At 30.6% G+C, this 20,152-nt stretch carries 19 protein-coding genes and 4 tRNA genes; 18 read left to right on the top strand and 5 right to left on the bottom strand.

Annotation, left to right across the window (positions count from 1 at the left end; all coding sequences use genetic code 11):
- Window positions 1–1,215, top strand: coding sequence for a ligand-gated ion channel (locus AMN83_RS01245; RefSeq protein ID WP_075503682.1), 1,215 nt, complete (start codon window positions 1–3; stop codon window positions 1,213–1,215).
- A 4-nt stretch (window positions 1,216–1,219) separates the two neighbouring features.
- Here AMN83_RS01245 and AMN83_RS01240 read toward each other — a convergent pair whose 3' ends face one another.
- Genes AMN83_RS01240 through AMN83_RS01230 form a run of 3 tightly spaced genes read right to left on the bottom strand, consistent with a single transcriptional unit; the run spans window position 1,220 to window position 3,438 of the window.
- Window positions 1,220–2,083: a hypothetical protein gene (locus tag AMN83_RS01240; protein WP_075503680.1), complete on the bottom strand. Its 864-nt coding sequence runs from the start codon at window positions 2,081–2,083 to the stop codon at window positions 1,220–1,222.
- Window positions 2,080–2,928 (bottom strand): hypothetical protein, encoded by an 849-nt coding sequence (locus AMN83_RS01235; protein ID WP_075503678.1) that lies wholly within the window; start codon window positions 2,926–2,928, stop codon window positions 2,080–2,082. The genes AMN83_RS01240 and AMN83_RS01235 overlap by 4 nt, the downstream gene beginning before the upstream one ends.
- A gap of 3 nt (window positions 2,929–2,931) precedes the next feature.
- Window positions 2,932–3,438: a hypothetical protein gene (locus AMN83_RS01230; protein ID WP_075503676.1), complete on the bottom strand. Its 507-nt coding sequence runs from the start codon at window positions 3,436–3,438 to the stop codon at window positions 2,932–2,934.
- Between the two features lie 221 nt (window positions 3,439–3,659).
- On the opposite strand from AMN83_RS01230, the gene AMN83_RS01225 reads away from it, so the two are divergent.
- Genes AMN83_RS01225 through AMN83_RS01205 form a run of 5 tightly spaced genes read left to right on the top strand, consistent with a single transcriptional unit; the run spans window position 3,660 to window position 6,340 of the window.
- Window positions 3,660–3,896 carry a hypothetical protein gene (locus tag AMN83_RS01225; RefSeq protein WP_075503674.1) on the top strand — a complete coding sequence of 79 codons (237 nt, stop codon included), beginning with the start codon at window positions 3,660–3,662 and terminating at the stop codon, window positions 3,894–3,896.
- Window positions 3,897–3,955: 59 nt separating this feature from the next.
- Window positions 3,956–4,156, top strand: a complete 201-nt coding sequence (locus tag AMN83_RS01220) for a hypothetical protein (RefSeq protein WP_075503672.1) — start codon at window positions 3,956–3,958, stop codon at window positions 4,154–4,156.
- 27 nt (window positions 4,157–4,183) lie between these two features.
- A complete protein-coding gene (locus AMN83_RS01215) occupies window positions 4,184–5,575 on the top strand; it encodes a DUF2130 domain-containing protein (RefSeq protein ID WP_075503671.1) in 1,392 nt (463 codons plus the stop codon).
- Window positions 5,568–6,122, top strand: coding sequence for a hypothetical protein (locus AMN83_RS01210; protein WP_075503669.1), 555 nt, complete (start codon window positions 5,568–5,570; stop codon window positions 6,120–6,122). Before AMN83_RS01215 ends, AMN83_RS01210 begins: the two co-directional genes overlap by 8 nt.
- A gap of 29 nt (window positions 6,123–6,151) precedes the next feature.
- On the top strand, window positions 6,152–6,340 hold the full coding sequence (locus AMN83_RS01205; protein ID WP_075503667.1) for a hypothetical protein: 189 nt from the start codon (window positions 6,152–6,154) through the stop codon (window positions 6,338–6,340).
- Between the two features lie 161 nt (window positions 6,341–6,501).
- On the opposite strand, the gene AMN83_RS01200 is transcribed toward AMN83_RS01205, so the two are convergent.
- Both AMN83_RS01200 and rlmB read right to left on the bottom strand, forming a co-directional pair.
- Window positions 6,502–6,577, bottom strand: a tRNA-Thr gene (locus AMN83_RS01200).
- A gap of 33 nt (window positions 6,578–6,610) precedes the next feature.
- The gene (rlmB, locus tag AMN83_RS01195; protein ID WP_075503665.1) at window positions 6,611–7,354 is read right to left on the bottom strand and encodes a 23S rRNA (guanosine(2251)-2'-O)-methyltransferase RlmB; all 744 of its coding nucleotides are present in this window, start codon (window positions 7,352–7,354) and stop codon (window positions 6,611–6,613) included.
- 129 nt (window positions 7,355–7,483) lie between these two features.
- Here rlmB and AMN83_RS01190 point away from each other — a divergent pair.
- From AMN83_RS01190 to rpoC, 12 genes are all read left to right on the top strand, one after another.
- Window positions 7,484–7,569, top strand: a tRNA-Tyr gene (locus AMN83_RS01190).
- 44 nt (window positions 7,570–7,613) lie between these two features.
- Window positions 7,614–7,687, top strand: a tRNA-Gly gene (locus AMN83_RS01185).
- Window positions 7,688–7,735: 48 nt separating this feature from the next.
- Entirely contained in the window at window positions 7,736–8,926 is a 1,191-nt protein-coding gene (gene tuf / locus AMN83_RS01180) for an elongation factor Tu (RefSeq protein WP_075503663.1), read from the top strand.
- Between the two features lie 10 nt (window positions 8,927–8,936).
- Window positions 8,937–9,012: transfer RNA gene (locus AMN83_RS01175), tRNA-Trp, on the top strand.
- 17 nt (window positions 9,013–9,029) lie between these two features.
- Entirely contained in the window at window positions 9,030–9,221 is a 192-nt protein-coding gene (secE, locus tag AMN83_RS01170) for a preprotein translocase subunit SecE (protein ID WP_072090353.1), read from the top strand.
- The gene (gene nusG / locus AMN83_RS01165; protein ID WP_075503660.1) at window positions 9,221–9,751 is read left to right on the top strand and encodes a transcription termination/antitermination protein NusG; all 531 of its coding nucleotides are present in this window, start codon (window positions 9,221–9,223) and stop codon (window positions 9,749–9,751) included. Before secE ends, nusG begins: the two co-directional genes overlap by 1 nt.
- Entirely contained in the window at window positions 9,751–10,176 is a 426-nt protein-coding gene (gene rplK, locus AMN83_RS01160; protein ID WP_075503657.1) for a 50S ribosomal protein L11, read from the top strand. The genes nusG and rplK overlap by 1 nt, the downstream gene beginning before the upstream one ends.
- Window positions 10,176–10,865 (top strand): 50S ribosomal protein L1, encoded by a 690-nt coding sequence (gene rplA, locus AMN83_RS01155; RefSeq protein WP_075503654.1) that lies wholly within the window; start codon window positions 10,176–10,178, stop codon window positions 10,863–10,865. Before rplK ends, rplA begins: the two co-directional genes overlap by 1 nt.
- 5 nt (window positions 10,866–10,870) lie before the next feature.
- Window positions 10,871–11,389 (top strand): 50S ribosomal protein L10, encoded by a 519-nt coding sequence (gene rplJ, locus AMN83_RS01150; protein WP_075503828.1) that lies wholly within the window; start codon window positions 10,871–10,873, stop codon window positions 11,387–11,389.
- A gap of 5 nt (window positions 11,390–11,394) precedes the next feature.
- Window positions 11,395–11,760: a 50S ribosomal protein L7/L12 gene (gene rplL, locus AMN83_RS01145; RefSeq protein ID WP_075503652.1), complete on the top strand. Its 366-nt coding sequence runs from the start codon at window positions 11,395–11,397 to the stop codon at window positions 11,758–11,760.
- A 56-nt stretch (window positions 11,761–11,816) separates the two neighbouring features.
- Entirely contained in the window at window positions 11,817–15,905 is a 4,089-nt protein-coding gene (rpoB, locus tag AMN83_RS01140; protein WP_075503650.1) for a DNA-directed RNA polymerase subunit beta, read from the top strand.
- Entirely contained in the window at window positions 15,905–20,077 is a 4,173-nt protein-coding gene (gene rpoC / locus AMN83_RS01135; protein WP_075503648.1) for a DNA-directed RNA polymerase subunit beta', read from the top strand. The genes rpoB and rpoC overlap by 1 nt, the downstream gene beginning before the upstream one ends.
- Window positions 20,078–20,152: the final 75 nt, after the last annotated feature.

Genomic DNA, 20,152 nt, shown 5'->3' with positions numbered 1-20,152 from the left:
ATGAAAAATTATATCTTTAAAACTTTTCTTTATTCATTGGTATTGATTTTAATTTTTATTACTAAATCTTTTGGTATTAATTTTTATAAATATCCAGCAAAAGATTTAAAACCTGACTTTTGTAAAAATTTATATGACAATTTAAAATTTCCTCATGCCAATTATGTGTCAGAAGATCCAATAAATGTTAAAGTTGATATTTATGTAGATAGGATATTTCAAATATCGGCTGACCAAAATACATTTGAGGCGCAAGTAAATTTGTGGTTAACTTGGAATGATCCTAGGTTAAAAGAACTTTTAAAAAATTTAGGTGTAGCTACAGAAGTTGGTAAAAAACCATTTTATTTATGTACTTTTAATCCTTCAGAAGAATTTTCTAATTTTAAATTATTCGATCCAGCTATAGAATTTTATAATAGAGTCGATAAGCCACCAGTTGAAAATTTTATGGCAGATTGGATAGATATTTTTTCTGATGGAACAGTTGATAAGCGATTAAAAGATACAGCAATATTTCATTCAAATAATTTTGATTTTAAAAAATTTCCATTTGATCATCAGGAATTAAGTATAGAACTATGGTCTGAATATCCATCTTTCTTGGTGGAATTGATCCCAAATGAACCTTACATGTCAGAATATGCTGCTACCGGTGTATGGGAAAAAGACGGTAGTCCAATTACAGTAGATGGTTGGAAAATAAATAACCCTTCTTATGAAACATACTCATATGTAGATAATGATGGAAGCCCTTATACCGGTTTTTATTTAGATTTTAATATTGAGAGATTAACTTCATATTATATTTATAAGATTATATTACCTATAATTTTCATATTGGCTATCTCGTGGTCAGTATTTTGGGTAAGAGGATCCCAGCTTGAAGCTAAGGTTAATGTTACTATTGTTTGTTTATTATCTTTGATTGCTTACAACTTCATTATTGATGAGGATTTGCCTAAACTTCCATATTTAACATTTATGGATTGTTTTATACTCTTGTCGTATTTTTATACCGGGGCTGCAACTCTTCTTTGTGTTTATTCATTCCTTAGAAAACTTAAATCAGGTAAGGATCTTAGTGTAGTTGATAGGTATGCTCAGTTTGTTGGCCCAATAAGTTATTTTTTTATATTAATAATTTTATTAACTTATTTTTATAATTTAGAAGCTGCTAAAGGTTTATTTTTAGGTAGTAAGTTTATTGGATAATTTTCTAAGGATTAGGTTTCTTGTTTGCCAAAAACATCAAAGTTTTAAAAAGAAAGATTAAGAAAAAAAGACTTAAAATTTGAGATAAAACACCAAATAAAATAAAATAATTTTTTTGTCTTTCGTGCTTACTTTTTTCATCTAAAAAACGTGTAGATTCTCTAAAATAAAAATCAAAAGTTACCCTATGAGCATCATTTATTTTTTCTAAATAACCATAGTGTAAAAAATAATAATCTAATAAATCAGTGTACATTTTTCTAATGAGATAGAATTCATCAATATTAGAAATACCATAGTCTACAGATAGAATTTTTTTTCTTTCTATATCCAGTTTTTTGGTAAAATGATCATGTGTTTTTAATGAGTTTTCTAAATTTATTTTATTTAATCCTTTAATTGCTTTTATTGTCTTTTCATCCTCATGGATATTAAGATCAAATTTTCTTACCTGTATTCCTTTAAAAAAACTGTATGCTAGATCGCATTCTTTTAAAATATCATATCCTAGTGTTTGATATCTTGATGTAAAAATTGTTTTAAGATTTTTAAAATAATTTTTTCCAACATTTTCATCAAATGTTGATTTAATCAGATTATCATTAAATAATACTGATACAGCATCCTGCAAAAAGGATTGTCTATCTTCAAAAAAATTTTTTTTAACCTGAATCCTTGTCATTAAATCTCTTGTGTTAAACATTACATTTTTGCTAGCTAAATAATTATTAAATGATCTTTTATATAAGAAGTTTTTTTCTCTGATTTTATCTTCAGAATAAATAACCATCTGATCGAAAAGAAAAGAAGATACAGTAAATAAACCTACTAGAATAATTAAACCTAAAATTCTCACATTTAATGTCATTTGATATTTTGTATTTCCCTTCTGGTAGTTATTATTTCCATTGCCTGTACAATAATAAAAATTATTAATTGAAAGAAAAAAGCAAATATAATGAATTTTTTAGACTCTTTTGAATTCTTCGATATTTCTTCAAAATTTTTAAGATTATCGTTTTTTATATTATTATAAATTTTTTGTAACGTTCCAGATATTAATGAATAATGATGAAGCTGATCATTTATATATATAATAAATGTGTCATAATAATTTTGATAACTTTTTAAACTTTCAGGTTTAATTACCTTAATACCTCTGTCTAGTTTTAATTCTTTATGATCATTATCAATTTTATTTCTAATTTTTAAAAATTCTTCTTGGTTTATTGAGTTTTGCTTTAAATCTTCAAATACTTTCTTATCAACATTTTTAAGCATTGCATCATCTTTAATATTAATAAAATCCTCAAAATTTTTAATAGTCGTAAAACCATTAGATAAATAATTACTAAGATGAATTACTGGACGATAATACAATTCATATTCATCAAATAATTGTCCTACTTTTGAATAAAGAAAATAATTTATGATGTCATTATTTTTTTTAATATCATTTGATATATTCTCTAATCCTAAAACTTTAGTTGGAATTGAAATTGTGCTTGCTGACAGAACGTCTAATAGCGTACCATTTTTTGCGATTTTTTTTTCGATATCAGTAATTTTTGATTCATAATAAATAGATATGAGAGTACTTGAGATAGCGAAGATGCTTAAAAAAATTGCGAGATTTAAAAAAATATTTATTTTATTTATTCCTTTTGTAACTAGTGAAATTTTTAGAAAATTTAATAAAAACCTATAACGCATTGATTAAGGTTCTCTTTTATTTTGAATTTTGTAGTTTGTTTTTTCACCTAAATTTAATTTTAGCTTAAGTTCAGCAATTTTTTTTTCTAATTCAATTACTTCTATTGAAATTTGTTCCTTTTCATTTTCATCAACTTTATCATCATCAAGAGCCTTTCTAGTCTCTTCCATTACATCACCTATAGACTCACCTAATCTAAGTAAATTATTGATTATTTCATCACTAGGGTCGTGATCTTTTCTATTGGCAATTTCTTTTCTAAGTAAAGTTTCATATGCAGTAAGAAATGGAGTTCCTTTACCAATTCTTTTGCAATGAATATCTAATTCCAACCCATCTTGTATATGAAGCTGCCTATCTTTGAAATTAGGGTTTGAAATATGTTCAATAGCTTTTCTTTTTTTTTCTATAACAGTTTCAATATTATCGTAACCAATATCGTCTGCTAAATCTTTTAAAACTCTTTCAAATGAATATGGTTTTCTTGGATAGCCTTTTTTTTTACTCATAAATTTAGATTATTAGAAATTCATCCGTAGGCAAAGTCAAAAGTTAACCTACGGGTAAACCATTTTTAAATCACTATAAATAGGGTGTGTTTGATTTTATTGAACACACAAAAGATTAAGAGGAAGTAAGCAAATTGATCTTTGGTTAAATTATAGTTCTTAACCTCCTTTCTGCAATTTGTGAATTCCTCTTGATCATAAACACTAACAAAGAGGAGAAAATGAAAAAAACAAAAATAGAGAAAAAAAATAGCAATGATGAAATGATGATTGATTTGCCTAGCGGAGTATTTGGCTATTTAGGAATACTCTTAATAGGATTTGCAGTTGTAGATTATGCTGCGTCTAGAATGGGGACAAATTTAACCGCATTCTTGGGACCAATGTCACAGTTCACTCCAATTGCAGCAGGTTTAATTGGAGGAATATTTTTAACAATAGGCGATAAAAGTGAATAAATCGTCAACAACATCCCCTGTAAAAGAACAGGGGATTTTAATTAAACAGAGGAGATAAAATGGCAGATCCAAATAAATATAAATCAGTAAGCATACCTAGGGATACTTATGAAACTTTAGAATGGCTAAGAAAAGGTAACATTATTAATGCAGAATTAACATTTAGTAAGGTTATTGAATATTTAGCTAAAAGTAAAATCAAAGAAATTCAGCATAAGTCAAATGAGTGGAGTGCCGAAGAAGATCTAACAATTAACTAATAAATTAAATAAAGGAGTAAAATAAATATGAGTCAATTAATAATAACATGTCCTAGCTGTAACGAAACTTTTTCTGCAGATCAGGCATTACAAAATCACTTAAAGAGCAAAGAAAAAGAGTACCAAGAAGAAATTAAGGTTAAGGAAAAACTTTTAAAAGAAAAATTTAATCTTGATTTCAAACTAAAAGAAAAAAATTTAGAGAAAGAACTTTCATTAAAAGTACAAAATGAAAGTAAAGCTAAAGTTCAGGCATTGCAGTCTAAAATTTTAGAGGCCGAAAAGAGTAGAAAGGATACTGAATTAAAGATGACAGCAACCTTAAAACAAAAAGAAAAAGCAATTGAAGACAAACTTAAGGCTAAAGAAAAAGCAATGGAGAAAAGCTCTAAAGAAGCAGAGTTTAAGTTAATTGCCAGTTTTAAGCTTAAGGAAAAAGAAATCGAAAAACAGTTAAAAGAGAAAGCTTTAATTAGAGAAAATAAGCAAAAAAAAGAGCTTATGGATCTTCAAACTAAAGTTGCACAAGCTGAGAAGAGTAAAAAACAAATTGAAGCTAAGTTAATTGCAGATCTTAAACAAAAAGAAAAAGTTATTGAGCAAAAAATAAAAGAAAAATCTGAAAACGATGTTCAAAAACTTAAAGATATAATGGCTAAAAAAGATAAAGAAAGAGAAATAGAAAAAAGACGTACTCAAGTAAAAATTGATGAAATGTCTAAACAGCTAAAACAAAAATCGATGGAAGTTCAAGGTGAAGTTCAAGAAGAACTGATTGAGGATTACCTTAGAAGTAAATTTCCACATGATACTGTAGAAGAAGTTAAAAAGGGAGCAAAAGGTGCAGATTGTATACTTACAATTAATAATAAAGATCAAGAAAAACTTGCACAGATTTACTTTGAAAGCAAAGATCACAAAACTTTTAAAGAAGAATGGGTAAGCAAACTATTAAGTGATATGAAAGATAAAAATATCAATTATGGTGTTTTAATTACTACAGCTATGCCAAAAGACTATAATAAACAGCATGATGGCTATGTTGAAAGACATGGTAAAAGAATTATTATCATTCCAATGAATTATCCAATAATTCACATGTTAGTAAGTTTTATTAAAACTAACTTGATAAATGAACATAAATCTAAGAAGGATTTTGATGCACCAAAAATGATGAAAAGACTTTGGGATCATATAATGGGTCCATCATTTCAATTACCTGTAAGAAATTTGTATCAATCAATGATTAAAATGAATGATCTTATGGGAAAAGAAAAAAAGTTTTTTGAAAACAGTATTGCTAACAAGGAAAGAGCTATGCTTGATATGGAAGAAGACTTTAGAGATATGATAAGATCTTTCACACTTAAAGTTGGGCCAGATTGTATTATTCAAATCGAAGAGAATAAAAATGTTTGATGTTAATAAATTTGCAGTTAATCAAGATTACGAATTTGCAAATGAACTGATTAATGCGCTTGAAAAAAATATTACAAAAGAAGATCCAGAAATACTTAGAAGAAAGCTATTTTATTTTGAGGGTATATTTTTAGATCTTACAGATCGTACTGGAGCACATCCAACAGTACCTTTTGCACATGAGGACAGGGGCGGTATAATGCAAGATGTTGTTAAGTTTTTTGGATTTGGTAATAGAAAAATTATTTGGAAGTTTACCGAATTATTTAATGAGGATGACTATTTTGCAAATGAATGGTTTCCACCAGCATTAAAAATGAATTCTAATTTATATGATGATTTGAATAGAGCTAAAGAAATGTATTGGGAGCGTGAGATAAATTTTTTTGAATATTTTATTAGAAGATTACAAGTTTATAGCGAGTTAGAAGCAAGCTTATTTATGAAGCACTATAAAGGTATAGATATGGAAGAATATAAATCAAAACTAAGAAAAATTTTTGATGGTTATCCTGTAGTTACTAAACCTGGTGAACTCGATGTTTAAAACATATATAATAACTTTAAATAATTATTATGAATATTGGAAAAGGTATAAAAGCAATTGTTAATGTATTTTTTTGGATTTGGATTGCAATTGGTATCTTAATAACAATTGGTGGTTTTAATGGCAGCGGCTTATTGTGGTTTGGGATCATTGCTGGAATTATTGTTCCAATAATAATTAGATTAGTAATGTTTTATATTATTGATTCATTTAAATAAAAACTTTTTGAGATTGTATTTCTGGAAGTAAAATTATTAAAGACTACAAAAAGACTACACTTAGTTCTACTTCCTTCCCCTATATGTTCTTATTAAATGATTTTGATTTTTAAAAATGTTTTTAAAAATTTTAATTTTATTGAAAATAAATGAGATTTTAGTGGTGCCCCCGCACGGATTCGAACCGCGGACCTATTGATTACAAATCAATTGCTCTACCAGCTGAGCTACAAGGGCATGCGCAATAATTATTAACTATTTGTTAAATAATCAACTCTTTTTTTTTATATAACTGAGGTGATGAAACACAATTGCAGCACTATTTGAGATATTTAAACTTTCAATCTCTTCATTAATATTAATTTTAACAAAAAAATCTGCATATTTACCTGTATGTTGTCTCATACCAAATCCTTCTGATCCAAATAGAAGAATATTATTTCCTTCCCATTTGATGTCCGTAAAATCTTTTTGACCTTTTGCATCAAAACCATATACCCAGAAATTTTTTTCTCTTAAATTTTTTAAAGTGGAATTAATATTTGATACTTGGAATATATTTACGTGTTCCATGCAACCACTAGCTGATTTATACATTAACTTACTATCTCGAGGAAAATGTCTTTCTTTAATTATTAATCCGTCTATATCAAATGATGCAGCACTTCTTATCAATGAACCAATATTTCTTGGATCAGTAACCTCATCAAGACAGACAAATGTTAAATTATTTTTATCTTTTATAAATTGTTTTAGATCTGGTTGATCCAAATGTTCAATCTCAGCAACATAACCATTATGCATTAATTGTTCTTTAGAAGTATATTTGTCTAATTCTTTTTTAGATTTAAAGTAAACTTTAACATCCTCCAAAATATTTTTATTTGGGTTTTTTCTATGAATATTTTTTTTAGACTCCTCCGTTAAAAATACTCTTAAAACCTTTCTTTTAGGGTTTCTAAGAGCCTCAATAACTGCGTGTTGACCAACAATGAAAAATGATGATTTATTCATAAATTTGTATCTGTTTTATACGGTTTTTTTAATATTTTCCTATTAAATCACGTGTTGCATTTGCATAAATAAAATATATAAAACGCTTGTTATTTGAAGCTTTATTGAACAAGGGGACACTTCCCCAAAGGAGGGGTTCCAGAGCGGTCAAATGGGGCGGGCTGTAAACCCGTTGACTTCGGTCTTCGAAAGTTCGAATCTTTCCCCCTCCACCATTTAATAAATTTTAGATAACATGGAGTGTTACTCTTGGGGTTGTGCGGGTGTAGTTCAATGGTAGAACGCTAGCCTTCCAAGCTGGATGTAAGGGTTCGATTCCCTTTACCCGCTCCAAGAAAATAAAATTGAAAATGAAAACAAATAAACTGAGGTAAAAACGTAATGTCAAAAGAAAAATTTGTAAGAAATAAACCCCACTGTAACATTGGGACTATTGGTCATGTCGACCATGGTAAAACAACTCTTACTGCCGCGATTACAAATGTATTAGCACAAGCGGGCGGCGGAACTGCAGTTGCTTATGATCAAATTGATAAAGCACCTGAAGAAAAAGAGAGAGGTATAACAATTTCAACAGCACACGTTGAGTATGAGACAGAAAAAAGACACTATGCTCACGTAGATTGTCCTGGTCACGCTGACTATGTCAAAAACATGATCACTGGTGCTGCACAAATGGATGGAGCAATTTTAGTTGTTAATGCAGCTGATGGTCCAATGCCACAAACAAGAGAGCACATTCTTTTAGGAAGACAAGTTGGTATTCCAGCTATTGTTGTTTACTTAAATAAAGTAGATCAAGTTGATGATAAAGAAATGATTGAACTTGTTGAAGAAGAAATTAGAGAACTTTTAACTTCATACAAATACCCAGGTGATAAAACACCAATCGTTAAAGGTTCAGCTTTAGCAGCAGTTGAAGGTAGAGATGATGAAATTGGAAAAAATTCAATTTTAGAATTAATGAAAGCTGTTGATGAACATATTCCACAACCAGCTAGAGAAGTTGATAAACCATTCTTGATGCCAGTTGAGGACGTATTCTCAATTTCTGGAAGAGGAACAGTTGCAACTGGAAGAGTTGAGTCTGGTGTAATTAAAACTGGTGAGGAAGTTGAAATAGTTGGAATTAGAGAAACTAAAAAATCAGTTTGTACAGGAGTTGAAATGTTTAGAAAACTTTTAGATTCTGGAGAAGCTGGTGATAACGTTGGAATTCTATTGAGAGGTATTGAAAGAACTGATATCGAAAGAGGTCAAGTTCTTTGTAAACCTGGTTCAATTACTCCACACACTAAATTTGAGGCTCAGGCGTATGTACTTAAAAAAGATGAAGGTGGAAGACACACTCCATTCTTTACTAAGTACAGACCACAGTTTTATTTTAGAACAACAGACGTTACAGGTGAAGTAGAGTTACCAGCTGGTACTGAAATGGTAATGCCAGGTGATGATGCTAAATTCACTGTTAAACTAATTACACCAATTGCTATGGCAGAAAAATTAAACTTTGCAATCAGAGAAGGTGGAAGAACTGTTGGAGCAGGAGTAGTAACTAAAATTATAGAGTAACTCTATAAATAGGAGTGTAGCTCAATTGGTAGAGCGCCGGTCTCCAAAACCGGAGGCTGAGGGTTCGAGTCCCTCCGCTCCTGCCAATTTGAGCTTAGAAATTATGAGAAACCCAATTAAATTTATTCAGGAAGTTAAACAAGAGGCTTTCAAAGTTACTTGGCCTACTTGGAAAGAAACTTTGCAAGGTGCTTTAATGGTTTTTGTTATGGCAGTTGTTATGTCTTTATTTTTTCTTCTTTTAGATCAGGTTTTGAAATTTTTCTTAGAACTTTTACTTAAAGTGAGTATTTAATGAAAAATTGGTACATTGTTCAGTCTCATTCTAGTTTTGAGAATAAAGTTGCCTCTTTAATTAAAGAGGAGGCAGATAAAGCTAAAATTGCTGATAAGTTTGATGAAATCATTGTACCTACTCACGATGTTACAGAGGTTAAGAGAGGTAAAAGAATTCAAAGAAAAAAGAAATACTTTCCTGGATATGTACTAATCAAAAGTGAAATGGATAATAATATTTATCATATGATTAAGAATATAAAGAGGGTTAGTGGTTTCCTGGGAACAAAAGGTATTCCTGTTCCAGTTTCAGATAAAGAAGTAGAAAAGATTTTAGGTCAGATTAAAGATGGTGTCGCTCAGCCAAAATCTGGCGTAGATTACAGTGTAGGCGAGAAAGTTCAGGTTGTAGATGGACCATTTGCATCATTTTCTGGAATGATTGAAGAAATTGATGAAGAAAAAGCTAGACTTAAGGTGTCAGTTTCTATATTTGGTCGTCCTACACCGGTAGATTTAGAATATAATCAGGTTGAGAAGGTAAGTTAATGGCAAAAGAAATAAGTGGATTTATAAAATTACAAATTAAAGGTGGTCAAGCCAATCCGGCTCCACCAGTTGGTCCTGCATTAGGTCAACGTGGTGTAAATATAATGGAATTTTGTAAAGCGTTTAATGACAAAACAAAATCAATGGCAGGCAAACCTGTGCCAGTCGAAATTACAGTATATAAAGACAAAAAATTTGATTTTAAAATTAAAACACCTCCAGCATCTTTTTATATTAAAGAAGCTGTAAAGCTTAAAGGCGGATCAAAAGAACCTGGAAGAAATATTGTAGCTTCAATTTCTAAAAAACAATTAGAGAGTATAGCAAAAGAAAAAATGAATGATTTAAATGCTCACGATATTGAGGAAGCTATAAAAATTATTGCAGGATCAGCTAGATCAATGGGTATTGAGGTAAAAGAATAATGGCATCAAAAAGATATAAAAAATTACCTGAAAAGACAAAAGACTTAAACGCGGAGTTAATAGAAAAATTGTTACCTGAGCTTAAGAAAAACTGCACAACTAAATTTGACGAGTCTTTAGATTTAAGTTTTCAAATTAATCACAAACAAAAGAAAAGCGAAGTAAATATTAGAACGGTTGTTAATTTACCTGGTGGCACAGGCAAGAAAGTTAAAGTTGCTGTAGTTTGTGAGGATAACAAAGCTCAAGATGCAAAAGATGCAGGTGCAGATATCGTAGGTGGTGATGAATTTGTTGAAAGAATTAAAGGCGGAGAATTAAATTTTGAAAAATTAATTTGTACACCAGGAATGATGATTAAACTTTCTAAATTAGGAAAAGTTTTAGGACCAAAGGGCTTAATGCCCAATCCAAAGCTTGGTTCAGTCTCTGAAAATATTAAAGAAGCAGTAACTAATGCCAAATCTGGTCAAGTGGAAATCAGAAATGATAAAGATGGAAATATTGGAGTTAGTATTGGTAAAAAATCTTTTGGTGATGATCAATTATTAAAAAACTACAATGCAATTTTAGATGCTTTAGAGAAAGAAAAATCAAATAATACTTTAAAAGGTGATTTAATTAGAAGTGTATTTGCTACATCAACAATGGGTGTTTCATATAAAGTTAAATTAGGAAAATCGATATAGTTATGATGAATAAAGAACAAAAGAAAAATTATATTGAAGAAATGACTAGTAAGTTTGAAAACAGCAAAGCTGTCATGGTTACTCATTATCAAGGTTTAACAATGACTCAGTTAGATGAATTGAGAGCGAAAATGAGAGAACATGGAATCATTTTCAAAATAACAAAAAATAGAATTACAAAATTAGCTTTAGAAAAAACAAAGTGTAAAGATTTATCAAATTTATTTACTGGTCCTACAGCAGTTGCATTTGGAGAAGATGCCATAATGTCTGCAAGGATTCTTTCAAAATTTGCAAAAGATAACGAAAACTTAAAATTAATTGGTGGAATTATGGATGACGAGGTCTTAGATCAGGCCGGTGTCCAAAATGTAGCTAGTTTACCTACATTAGATGAAGCAAGAGCCAATATTGTGGGTATTTTGAACGCTTCTGCATCTAAATTAATCAGTATTTTGCTTGCACATTCAGAAAAAATGAGTAGTTTGTCGGCAGAAAATTCTGAAACACAACCCAAAGAGTAATATATATGCCTGACCTAAACAAAATTATTGAAGAATTATCAAGTTTGACTGTTGCAGAGGCAGCTGAACTTTCAAAACAATTAGAAGAAAAATGGGGTGTAACTCCAATGGCAGCAGCAGCTCCAGCAGCAGCAGGTGGTGCGGCCCCAGCAGAAGATAAAGATGATTTTACAATCATGTTAGTTTCTGCAGGTGATAAAAAAATTAATGTTATCAAAGAAGTAAGAGCAGCTACTTCATTAGGTTTAAAAGAAGCTAAAGATCTTGTTGAAGGAGCACCAAAAGAAGTAAAATCTGGTGTCAATAAAAAAGACGCTGAAGAGATCAAAGCTAAGTTAGAAGCTGCTGGCGCTAAAGTAGAACTTAAATAAATTAAATAGAAAGAATTCCAATACTGATTATTTTTAATCAGTAATTATAAACATAGATGCAATTATCTTTTACTGAAAAGAAAAACATTAGAAAAAGTTTTGGTAAACTAAAAGAGAGTTTATCTATACCTAACTTAATTGAAGTACAAAAAAATTCATACAAAGAATTAACAGAATTTAATGTTGAGGCAGCAGAACTTACCAAAGGTTTTGACAGAGTATTTAAAAGTATTTTTCCTATTGAGGATTTAAATGACAAAGCAACTTTAGAGTATGTTTCATACAGATTAGAGAAACCAAAATTTGATGTCGAAGAATGTATAGCAAGAGGTCTTACATATTCATCAGCTCTTAAGTGCACTCTAAGATTAGTTGTTTACGAAATAGATCAAGAAAATAATACAAAAGATATTTTATCAGCTAAAGAGCAAGAAGTATACATGGGTGAAGTTCCTATGATGACTAATAGTGGAACTTTTATTACTAATGGTGTTCAAAGAGTTGTAGTAAACCAAATGCACAGAAGTCCTGGTGTATTTTTTGATCATGATAAAGGAAAAACTCATGCAAGTGGAAAACTTTTATTTAATTGTAGAGTAATACCTAATAGAGGTTCTTGGTTAGATTTTGAATATGATGTTAAAGATTTTCTTTATTTTAAAATTGACAGAAAAAAGAAAATTTTTTCATCTACTTTATTAATAGCTTTAGGTTATTCAAAATCAGAAATAGTAGATGAGTTCTATGAAAGTGAACAATATAATTTTGATACAAAAACAGAAAAATGGAAAACTAAATTTAATCCAGAAAACTACAAGGCAAAAAATTTTTCAGAAGAAGTAATTGACGCAAAAACTGGTGAAGTAGTAATTAAATTAGGTGATAAGATTAATTTTTTAAGTGCAAAAAAATTAGCTAATGATGGTTTGAAAGATATACTAGTTTCTAGAGACTCTTTGTTTGGTAAATTTTTACACAGAGATGTCAAAGTCAATGAAGAAGAGGACGGAGTATTTAAAATTGGGACTGAATTAAATGATACAATTATTCAACAAATTTTAGATGCAAATATACATACACTTCAAATTTCTGTTACAAACTCTATAAACAAAGGACCTTATCTACTTACAACTATTTTAGCTGATAAAAATAATACTAAAGACGAAGCAATCACAGAAATTTATAAAATGCTAAGACCTGGTGAGCCACCAACTATAGAGATAGCAACTCAAATATTTAATAATCTTTTCTTTAGCTCAGATAGATATGATTTGTCTGATGTTGGAAGAGTTAAAATGAACTCAAGGTTAAACCAAGAATGTTCTGATAAAATTACCATATTAAGAAACGATGATATCATAGCAATTATTCATAAAATGTTGGATTTACGTGATGGTAAAGATGATGTTGATGACATTGATCACCTAGGTAATAGAAGAGTTCGTTCTGTTGGAGAGCTAGTTGAGAACCAAGCTAGAATTGGTGTTTACAGAATGGAAAGAGCTATTAAAGAAAAAATGACAACTTTGGATGTTGAGTCAGCAATGCCACAAGATCTAATTAATGCAAAACCTTTAACAGTTTCATTGAAAGATTTTTTTGCAAGTTCACAACTATCTCAGTTTATGGATCAAACAAATCCTTTATCTGAAATTACTCATAAAAGAAGAGTTTCAGCGTTAGGTCCGGGTGGTTTAACAAGAGAAAGAGCAGGTTTTGAAGTAAGGGATGTCCATCCAACCCACTATGGAAGAATTTGTCCAATTGAGACACCAGAGGGTCCTAATATTGGTTTGATTAATAGTTTATCTACTTATGCAAAAATTAATAAGTACGGATTTATTGAAAGTCCTTACAAAAAAGTAAAAGACGGTGTTGTTCAAGATAAAGTAGAATACTTGTCAGCAATGGAAGAAACAAAATTCACTATTGCTCAAGCAAATACAAAACTTGATAAAAATGGAAAAATTACTGAAGAACTAGTTTCATGCAGACAAAACCTTAACTTTCTTTTAGCAAAACCTGACTCTATTGATTACATTGACGTATCACCAAAACAATTAGTTTCAGTTGCAGCATCTTTAATTCCATTCTTAGAAAATGATGATGCAAACAGAGCTTTAATGGGATCAAACATGATGAGACAAGCAGTTCCATTATTAAAACCTGAGTCTCCACTTGTCGGTACAGGAATTGAAAGTGATGTTGCTTTAGATTCAGGTGTTACTATTGTTGCTAAGCGTGATGGAGTTGTTGATAAAATAGATGGTAAAAGAATTGTTATAAAAGTAACTGAGGAAACAGACTTTAGTAAGTCTGGTGTAGATATCTATAACCTTCAAAAATTTAAAAGATCAAACCAAAATACCTGTATAAATCAAAGACCACTAGTTAGAGTTGGTGATAAAGTTAAATCTGGAGATATTATTGCTGATGGTCCTTCAACAAAATTAGGTGAACTTGCTTTAGGTAAGAACGTTACTGTAGCATTCATGCCGTGGCAAGGTTACAACTTTGAAGACTCAATCTTAATTTCAGAAAGATGTGTTACAGATGACGTATTCACATCTGTTCACATTGTTGAATACGAAATAATGGCAAGAGATACAAAGCTTGGTGAAGAAGAAATAACTAGAGATATACCTAATGTAAATGAAGAGGCTTTAAAAAACCTTGATGAATCAGGAATCGTTTATATTGGTGCAGAGGTTAATGCTGGTGATATTTTGGTTGGTAAAGTTACTCCAAAAGGTGATTCAGCATCTGGTCCAGAAGAAAAATTATTAAGATCAATTTTTGGAGAAAAAGCTATTGATGTAACTGATACATCTTTAAGAATGTCTAGAGGATCAAGTGGAACAGTAGTTGATGTAAGAGTATTCAATAGACATGGAATTGAGAAGGACGAAAGATCAATAACTATTGAAAGAGCTGAAATTGAGCAAGTTCAACAAGATAAAATTGTTGAGGAAGAAATATTAGAAAGAAGTATTAAACAAAGAGCTTCTCAATTCTTGTCAGGATCATCTTTAAATAAAAAAGTAAAAGATTTATCAGAAGGAACTAAGTTAGATTTTGATAAAATTAATACATTATCAATTAATGATGTCTTCAAAATCACAGTAGGAAATGTAAATGACGAATCAACATTAGCTCAATTAAAAGATCAATATAATAAAGCAAAACAAGACATAACTGAGAGATTTGAAGATAAAGTTTTAAAAATTAGAAGTGGTGATGATTTATTACCAAGTGTTATGAAAATGGTAAAAGTATTCGTTGCTATCAAAAGAAGATTAAGACCTGGTGATAAAATGTCTGGAAGACACGGAAACAAAGGAGTCGTAAGTAAGATTGTACCTGTTGAAGACATGCCATATAGAGAGGATGGCAGACCAGTTGATATTGTTTTAAATCCATTGGGTGTTCCAAGCAGGATGAATGTTGGTCAAATTCTAGAGACACATTTGGGTTGGGCATGTAAAGAATTTGGAGAACAAGTTAAAAATTTAGTAAACGAAAATAACAAAAAAATTGAAAGAACAGAAAAAATCGAAAAATTCTTAAGATCTGTTTATGGAGAAGAAATTTTTAATGATAAAGTTGACAAGTTAAGCAAGAGTGAATTTAAAGATCTTTGTGAAAATTTACAGAATGGTATCGCAATCTCAACGCCTGTTTTTGATGGTGCTAAAGAAAAAAATGTTACCGAGATGCTTGAACTAGCAAATTTACCAGGATCTGGACAAACATATTTATGGGATGGTAGAACAGGTGAGAAGTTTGATAGACCAGTTACCGTTGGGATAATCTACATGCTAAAACTTCACCACTTAGTCGAAGATAAAATTCATGCAAGATCTACAGGACCTTACAGTTTGGTTACACAACAACCACTTGGTGGTAAAGCACAGTTAGGTGGTCAAAGATTTGGTGAAATGGAAGTATGGGCACTTGAGGCGTATGGTGCATCATACACATTACAGGAAATATTAACTGTTAAATCCGATGACGTTGCAGGAAGAGTTAAAGTTTATGAAACTATAGTTAAAGGTGAGGAAAACTTTGAATCAGGAATACCGGAATCATTTAACGTATTAGTTAAAGAGATTAAATCATTAGCATTAAATGTGGAGCTTAATTAATGAAAAAAGAATTAACAGATCTATTTAAGGGCAGCGAAATTTCAGAAGCTCAAAATTTTAATAGCATTAAAATTTCACTTGCTAGCCCAGAGAAAATTAAATCTTGGACATTTGGTGAAATTAAAAAGCCTGAAACAATTAATTATAGAACGTTTAGACCTGAAAAAGATGGTTTGTTCTGTGCAAGGATTTTTGGACCAATAAAAGATTATGAGTGTTTATGCGGTAAGTATAAACGAATGAAGTTTAGAGGAATTATATGTGAGAAATGTGGTGTTGAGGTTACAAAATCAAATGTAAGAAGAGAAAGAATGGGCCACATTAACCTTGCTACACCTGTAGCACATATTTGGTTCTTGAAGTCTCTTCCAAGCAGAATTGCTTTAGCCGTAGACATGAAATTGAAAGAAATAGAGAGAGTTCTTTATTTTGAAAACTTTATAGTAATAGAACCTGGTTTAACTGGTTTGCAGAAAAATCAACTCTTAAATGAGGAAGAATTAGCAAAATACCAGGATGAGTTTGGTGAAGAAAGTTTTACAGCAGGAATAGGGGCAGAAGCTGTTCTTGAGATGCTGAAAAATTTAGATTTAGAATTAGAAAGAAAAAACCTTGTAAGCTTTATTAAAGAAACCAAATCAAAAGTTAATGAAGAAAGAGCAATTAAAAGATTAAAATTAATCGAATCATTTATTGAAACAGGTCAAAAACCTGAATGGATGATTATGACCGTAGTGCCAGTTATACCACCAGAACTAAGACCATTAGTTCCTCTAGACGGCGGAAGATTTGCCACTTCAGATCTTAATGATTTGTATAGAAGGGTAATCAATAGAAATAACAGATTAAAAAGATTAATGGATCTTAAAGCTCCAGATATCATTGTAAGAAATGAAAAAAGGATGCTTCAAGAGTCTGTAGATGCTCTATTTGATAACGGAAGAAGAGGTAGAGTAATAACAGGAACAGGTAAGAGACCACTTAAATCTCTTGCTGAAATGTTAAAAGGTAAACAAGGAAGATTTAGACAAAATTTATTAGGTAAACGAGTTGATTATTCTGGAAGATCAGTAATCGTTGTTGGTCCTGATTTAAAACTACATGAGTGCGGTTTACCAAAAAAAATGGCTTTAGAATTATTTAAACCATTTTTATATGCAAGATTAAACAAATTAGGCTTAGCATCAACAATTAAACAAGCTAAAAAATTAGTTGAAAAAGAAACAAATGCAGTTTGGGACGCTTTAGAATTAATAGTTAGAGAGCATCCAGTACTTTTAAATAGAGCACCAACACTTCATAGACTTGGAGTTCAAGCGTTTGAACCAAAATTAATTGAAGGTGATGCGATTGAATTACACCCTTTGACTTGTGCAGCATTTAACGCTGACTTCGATGGTGACCAAATGGCAGTGCATGTGCCGTTAAGTTTAGAAGCACAATTAGAGGCAAGAATTTTAATGTTATCTACAAATAATATTCTTTCTCCATCAAACGGTAAACCAATTATTGTTCCGAGTCAGGATATGATTTTAGGAATTTACTATCTTTCACAAGAACCTATATCTGACAAACCAGCTGGATATTTTACAAATTCAGATCAAATTGAATTTGCATTATCATCTGGTCAAATAAATGTTCATAGTACTATCATTTCAAGATACGAGACTGTAGATGAGCAAGGGAATAAGAAAATAGAAAAATATACTTCTACAGCTGGAAGATTTTTATTAGCAAATTTATTACCAAAAAATAGCAACATTAAGTTTTCTTTAGTAGATAGATTATTACCTAAAAAAGTAGTTTCAGAAATAATTGATGTTGTATTTAGATTTTGTGGTCAAAAGACTACTGTAATTTTTTGTGACAAGCTTAAAGATTTAGGATTTAAACACGCATTTAAAGCAGGAATTTCGTTTGGAAAAGACGATCTTGTAATCCCTGAAAATAAAACTCAACTAATTGACGATACTAAGAAATTAATTGCAGATTATGAAACTCAATATGCCGAAGGTTTAATTACAAGAGGTGAAAAATACAATAAAGTTGTTGATGCTTGGTCTAAGTGTACAGACAAAGTTGCTGGCGAAATGATGAAGGGAATTTCAGCTACAGAAAAAACTGATGAAGGATTAAAAATTAATTCAGTATTTATGATGGCTGACAGTGGAGCTAGAGGATCTGCTGCTCAAATGAAACAATTAGCTGGTATGAGAGGTTTGATTGCTAAGCCTTCAGGTGAAATTATTGAAAGTCCAATTATCTCAAACTTTAAAGAGGGATTGACTGCTTTGGAATATTTCAACTCAACACACGGTGCTAGAAAAGGATTAGCAGATACAGCACTTAAAACAGCTAGTTCTGGATATTTAACAAGAAGACTATGTGATGTTGCACAAGATTTAACAATAACAAAAGTAAATTGTGATAATCCTGGATTTATTGAACTTTCTGAAATTTTAGAGGGTGGTAATGTTGTTGTTAGTTTATCTGAAAGAGCATTAGGAAGAGTAACAGCTGCTGATGTTAAAAACCCTTTATCAGGAGAAGTAATTATTAAAAAATCTGAAATGATTGATGAGGCAGGCTGTGAAAAAATTGATGCTGCAGGAGTTAAATCAATTAAAGTGTATTCTGTAATGACATGTAGTTCAAAAGAGGGTGTTTGTGCTACTTGCTATGGACGAGATTTATCAAGAGGTAAGATGGTTCATGTTGGTGAAGCTATTGGAATGATATCTGCTCAATCAATTGGTGAACCAGGAACACAGCTAACAATGAGAACGTTTCACGTTGGAGGAACAGCTTCAGTTAAACAAGATTCTCAAATAGTTACCAAAAGTGAAGGAACTTTAAAAATAATTAACTCAAATATTTTAGAGGACTCTAAAAAGAATTTGATTGTAATGGGAAGAAACACTCAACTTTCTATAGAGGATGACAAAGGAGTTCAGATAGCGGTTTATAAAGTTGCTTATGGTTCAAGATTATTTTTTAACAATGGTGACAAAGTCAAAGCAAATACTAAAATATGTGAATGGGATCCTTACACAACACCAGTTATAGCAGAGAAAAGTGGTACAGCTAGTTATGTAGATTTAATTGATGGTGTATCAATTCAAGAAACTACTGACGATGCAACAGGAATTTCTTCTAAATCAGTAATTGATTGGAGAGGTCAATCAAAAAGTACTGATTTAAAACCTAGAATTACTTTAAGAGATGAAAAAGGAAATGTGATTAAAAAAGCTGACGATAATGAAGCTAGATATTATCTAGTACCAGATTCGATTTTATCAATTAAAGATGGTCAAAAAGTTTATGCAGGTGATGTAATTGCAAGATTACCTAAGGAAACTACAAAAACAAAAGATATTACCGGAGGTCTTCCAAGAGTTGCTGAGTTATTTGAAGCTCGAAAGGCCAAGGATAGTGCGATCATTGCAGAAAATGATGGTAGTGTTGTTTTTGGTAAAGAGGTAAGAGGCAAACAAAGAGTATCTATTGTTCCTGAAGATGGATCAGAACCTTCAAATTATTTAATTCCAAAAGGTAAACATATTAATTTCAATCCAGGCGAAAAAATTCAAAAAGGAGAGTATCTTTTAGATGGTCAACCACTGCCACATGATATTTTAAGAATTTTAGGAATCAAAGATTTAACAGAATATTTTGTTAATCAAGTTCAAGAAGTTTATAGATTACAAGGTGTAATAATAAACGATAAGCATATTGAAACTATTTTAAGACAAATGCTTAAAAAAGTTGAGGTTAAAGTATCAGGTGACTCAAGTTATTTACCTGGTGAAGTGGTTGATAGAATTAAGTTTGATAATACTAATGAAAAATTGGTTGCAGAAGGAAAAACTCCAGCCGTTGGTGAAAGAGTTCTAATGGGTATTACTAAGGCTTCACTTCAAACAGAATCATTTATTTCAGCTGCTTCTTTCCAAGAAACAACAAGAGTATTAACAGACGCTGCAATTAAAGGAAAAGTTGATCCATTAAATGGCCTAAAAGAGAACGTAATTGTTGGAAGATTAGTTCCTGCAGGTACTGGTAATATTAAAAATAGATGGAACAATAAAGCTCTCGAGGACGATAATAATTTCTTAGCAGAGCAGGATAAAATAGAAGCTTCAGAACCCGAAGAAACACAGGCAAATCAGTAAAAAAATCGCCTAAAAATTGCAGTTTTAGTTTGACAAAGGGCTATTAATAAGTAATTTGGCGATGTTTTTGGTTGG

Origin of the sequence: Candidatus Pelagibacter communis (assembly GCF_001180025.1) — a bacterium.
Taxonomy (GTDB): Bacteria; Pseudomonadota; Alphaproteobacteria; order Pelagibacterales; family Pelagibacteraceae; genus Pelagibacter; species Pelagibacter ubique_A.
This window is presented reverse-complemented; position numbering and strand designations above follow the sequence as displayed.

What these genes read in the sequence shown, in the direction of transcription:
- AMN83_RS01245 (WP_075503682.1), top strand. Translation starts at nt 1, where the DNA reads ATGAAAAATTATATCTTTAAAACTTTTCTTTATTCATTGGTATTGATT.
- AMN83_RS01240 (WP_075503680.1), bottom strand. Translation starts at nt 2,083, where the DNA reads ATGACATTAAATGTGAGAATTTTAGGTTTAATTATTCTAGTAGGTTTA.
- AMN83_RS01235 (WP_075503678.1), bottom strand. Translation starts at nt 2,928, where the DNA reads ATGCGTTATAGGTTTTTATTAAATTTTCTAAAAATTTCACTAGTTACA.
- AMN83_RS01230 (WP_075503676.1), bottom strand. Translation starts at nt 3,438, where the DNA reads ATGAGTAAAAAAAAAGGCTATCCAAGAAAACCATATTCATTTGAAAGA.
- AMN83_RS01225 (WP_075503674.1), top strand. Translation starts at nt 3,660, where the DNA reads ATGAAAAAAACAAAAATAGAGAAAAAAAATAGCAATGATGAAATGATG.
- AMN83_RS01220 (WP_075503672.1), top strand. Translation starts at nt 3,956, where the DNA reads ATGGCAGATCCAAATAAATATAAATCAGTAAGCATACCTAGGGATACT.
- AMN83_RS01215 (WP_075503671.1), top strand. Translation starts at nt 4,184, where the DNA reads ATGAGTCAATTAATAATAACATGTCCTAGCTGTAACGAAACTTTTTCT.
- AMN83_RS01210 (WP_075503669.1), top strand. Translation starts at nt 5,568, where the DNA reads ATGTTTGATGTTAATAAATTTGCAGTTAATCAAGATTACGAATTTGCA.
- AMN83_RS01205 (WP_075503667.1), top strand. Translation starts at nt 6,152, where the DNA reads ATGAATATTGGAAAAGGTATAAAAGCAATTGTTAATGTATTTTTTTGG.
- rlmB (WP_075503665.1), bottom strand. Translation starts at nt 7,354, where the DNA reads ATGAATAAATCATCATTTTTCATTGTTGGTCAACACGCAGTTATTGAG.
- tuf (WP_075503663.1), top strand. Translation starts at nt 7,736, where the DNA reads ATGTCAAAAGAAAAATTTGTAAGAAATAAACCCCACTGTAACATTGGG.
- secE (WP_072090353.1), top strand. Translation starts at nt 9,030, where the DNA reads ATGAGAAACCCAATTAAATTTATTCAGGAAGTTAAACAAGAGGCTTTC.
- nusG (WP_075503660.1), top strand. Translation starts at nt 9,221, where the DNA reads ATGAAAAATTGGTACATTGTTCAGTCTCATTCTAGTTTTGAGAATAAA.
- rplK (WP_075503657.1), top strand. Translation starts at nt 9,751, where the DNA reads ATGGCAAAAGAAATAAGTGGATTTATAAAATTACAAATTAAAGGTGGT.
- rplA (WP_075503654.1), top strand. Translation starts at nt 10,176, where the DNA reads ATGGCATCAAAAAGATATAAAAAATTACCTGAAAAGACAAAAGACTTA.
- rplJ (WP_075503828.1), top strand. Translation starts at nt 10,871, where the DNA reads ATGAATAAAGAACAAAAGAAAAATTATATTGAAGAAATGACTAGTAAG.
- rplL (WP_075503652.1), top strand. Translation starts at nt 11,395, where the DNA reads ATGCCTGACCTAAACAAAATTATTGAAGAATTATCAAGTTTGACTGTT.
- rpoB (WP_075503650.1), top strand. Translation starts at nt 11,817, where the DNA reads ATGCAATTATCTTTTACTGAAAAGAAAAACATTAGAAAAAGTTTTGGT.
- rpoC (WP_075503648.1), top strand. Translation starts at nt 15,905, where the DNA reads ATGAAAAAAGAATTAACAGATCTATTTAAGGGCAGCGAAATTTCAGAA.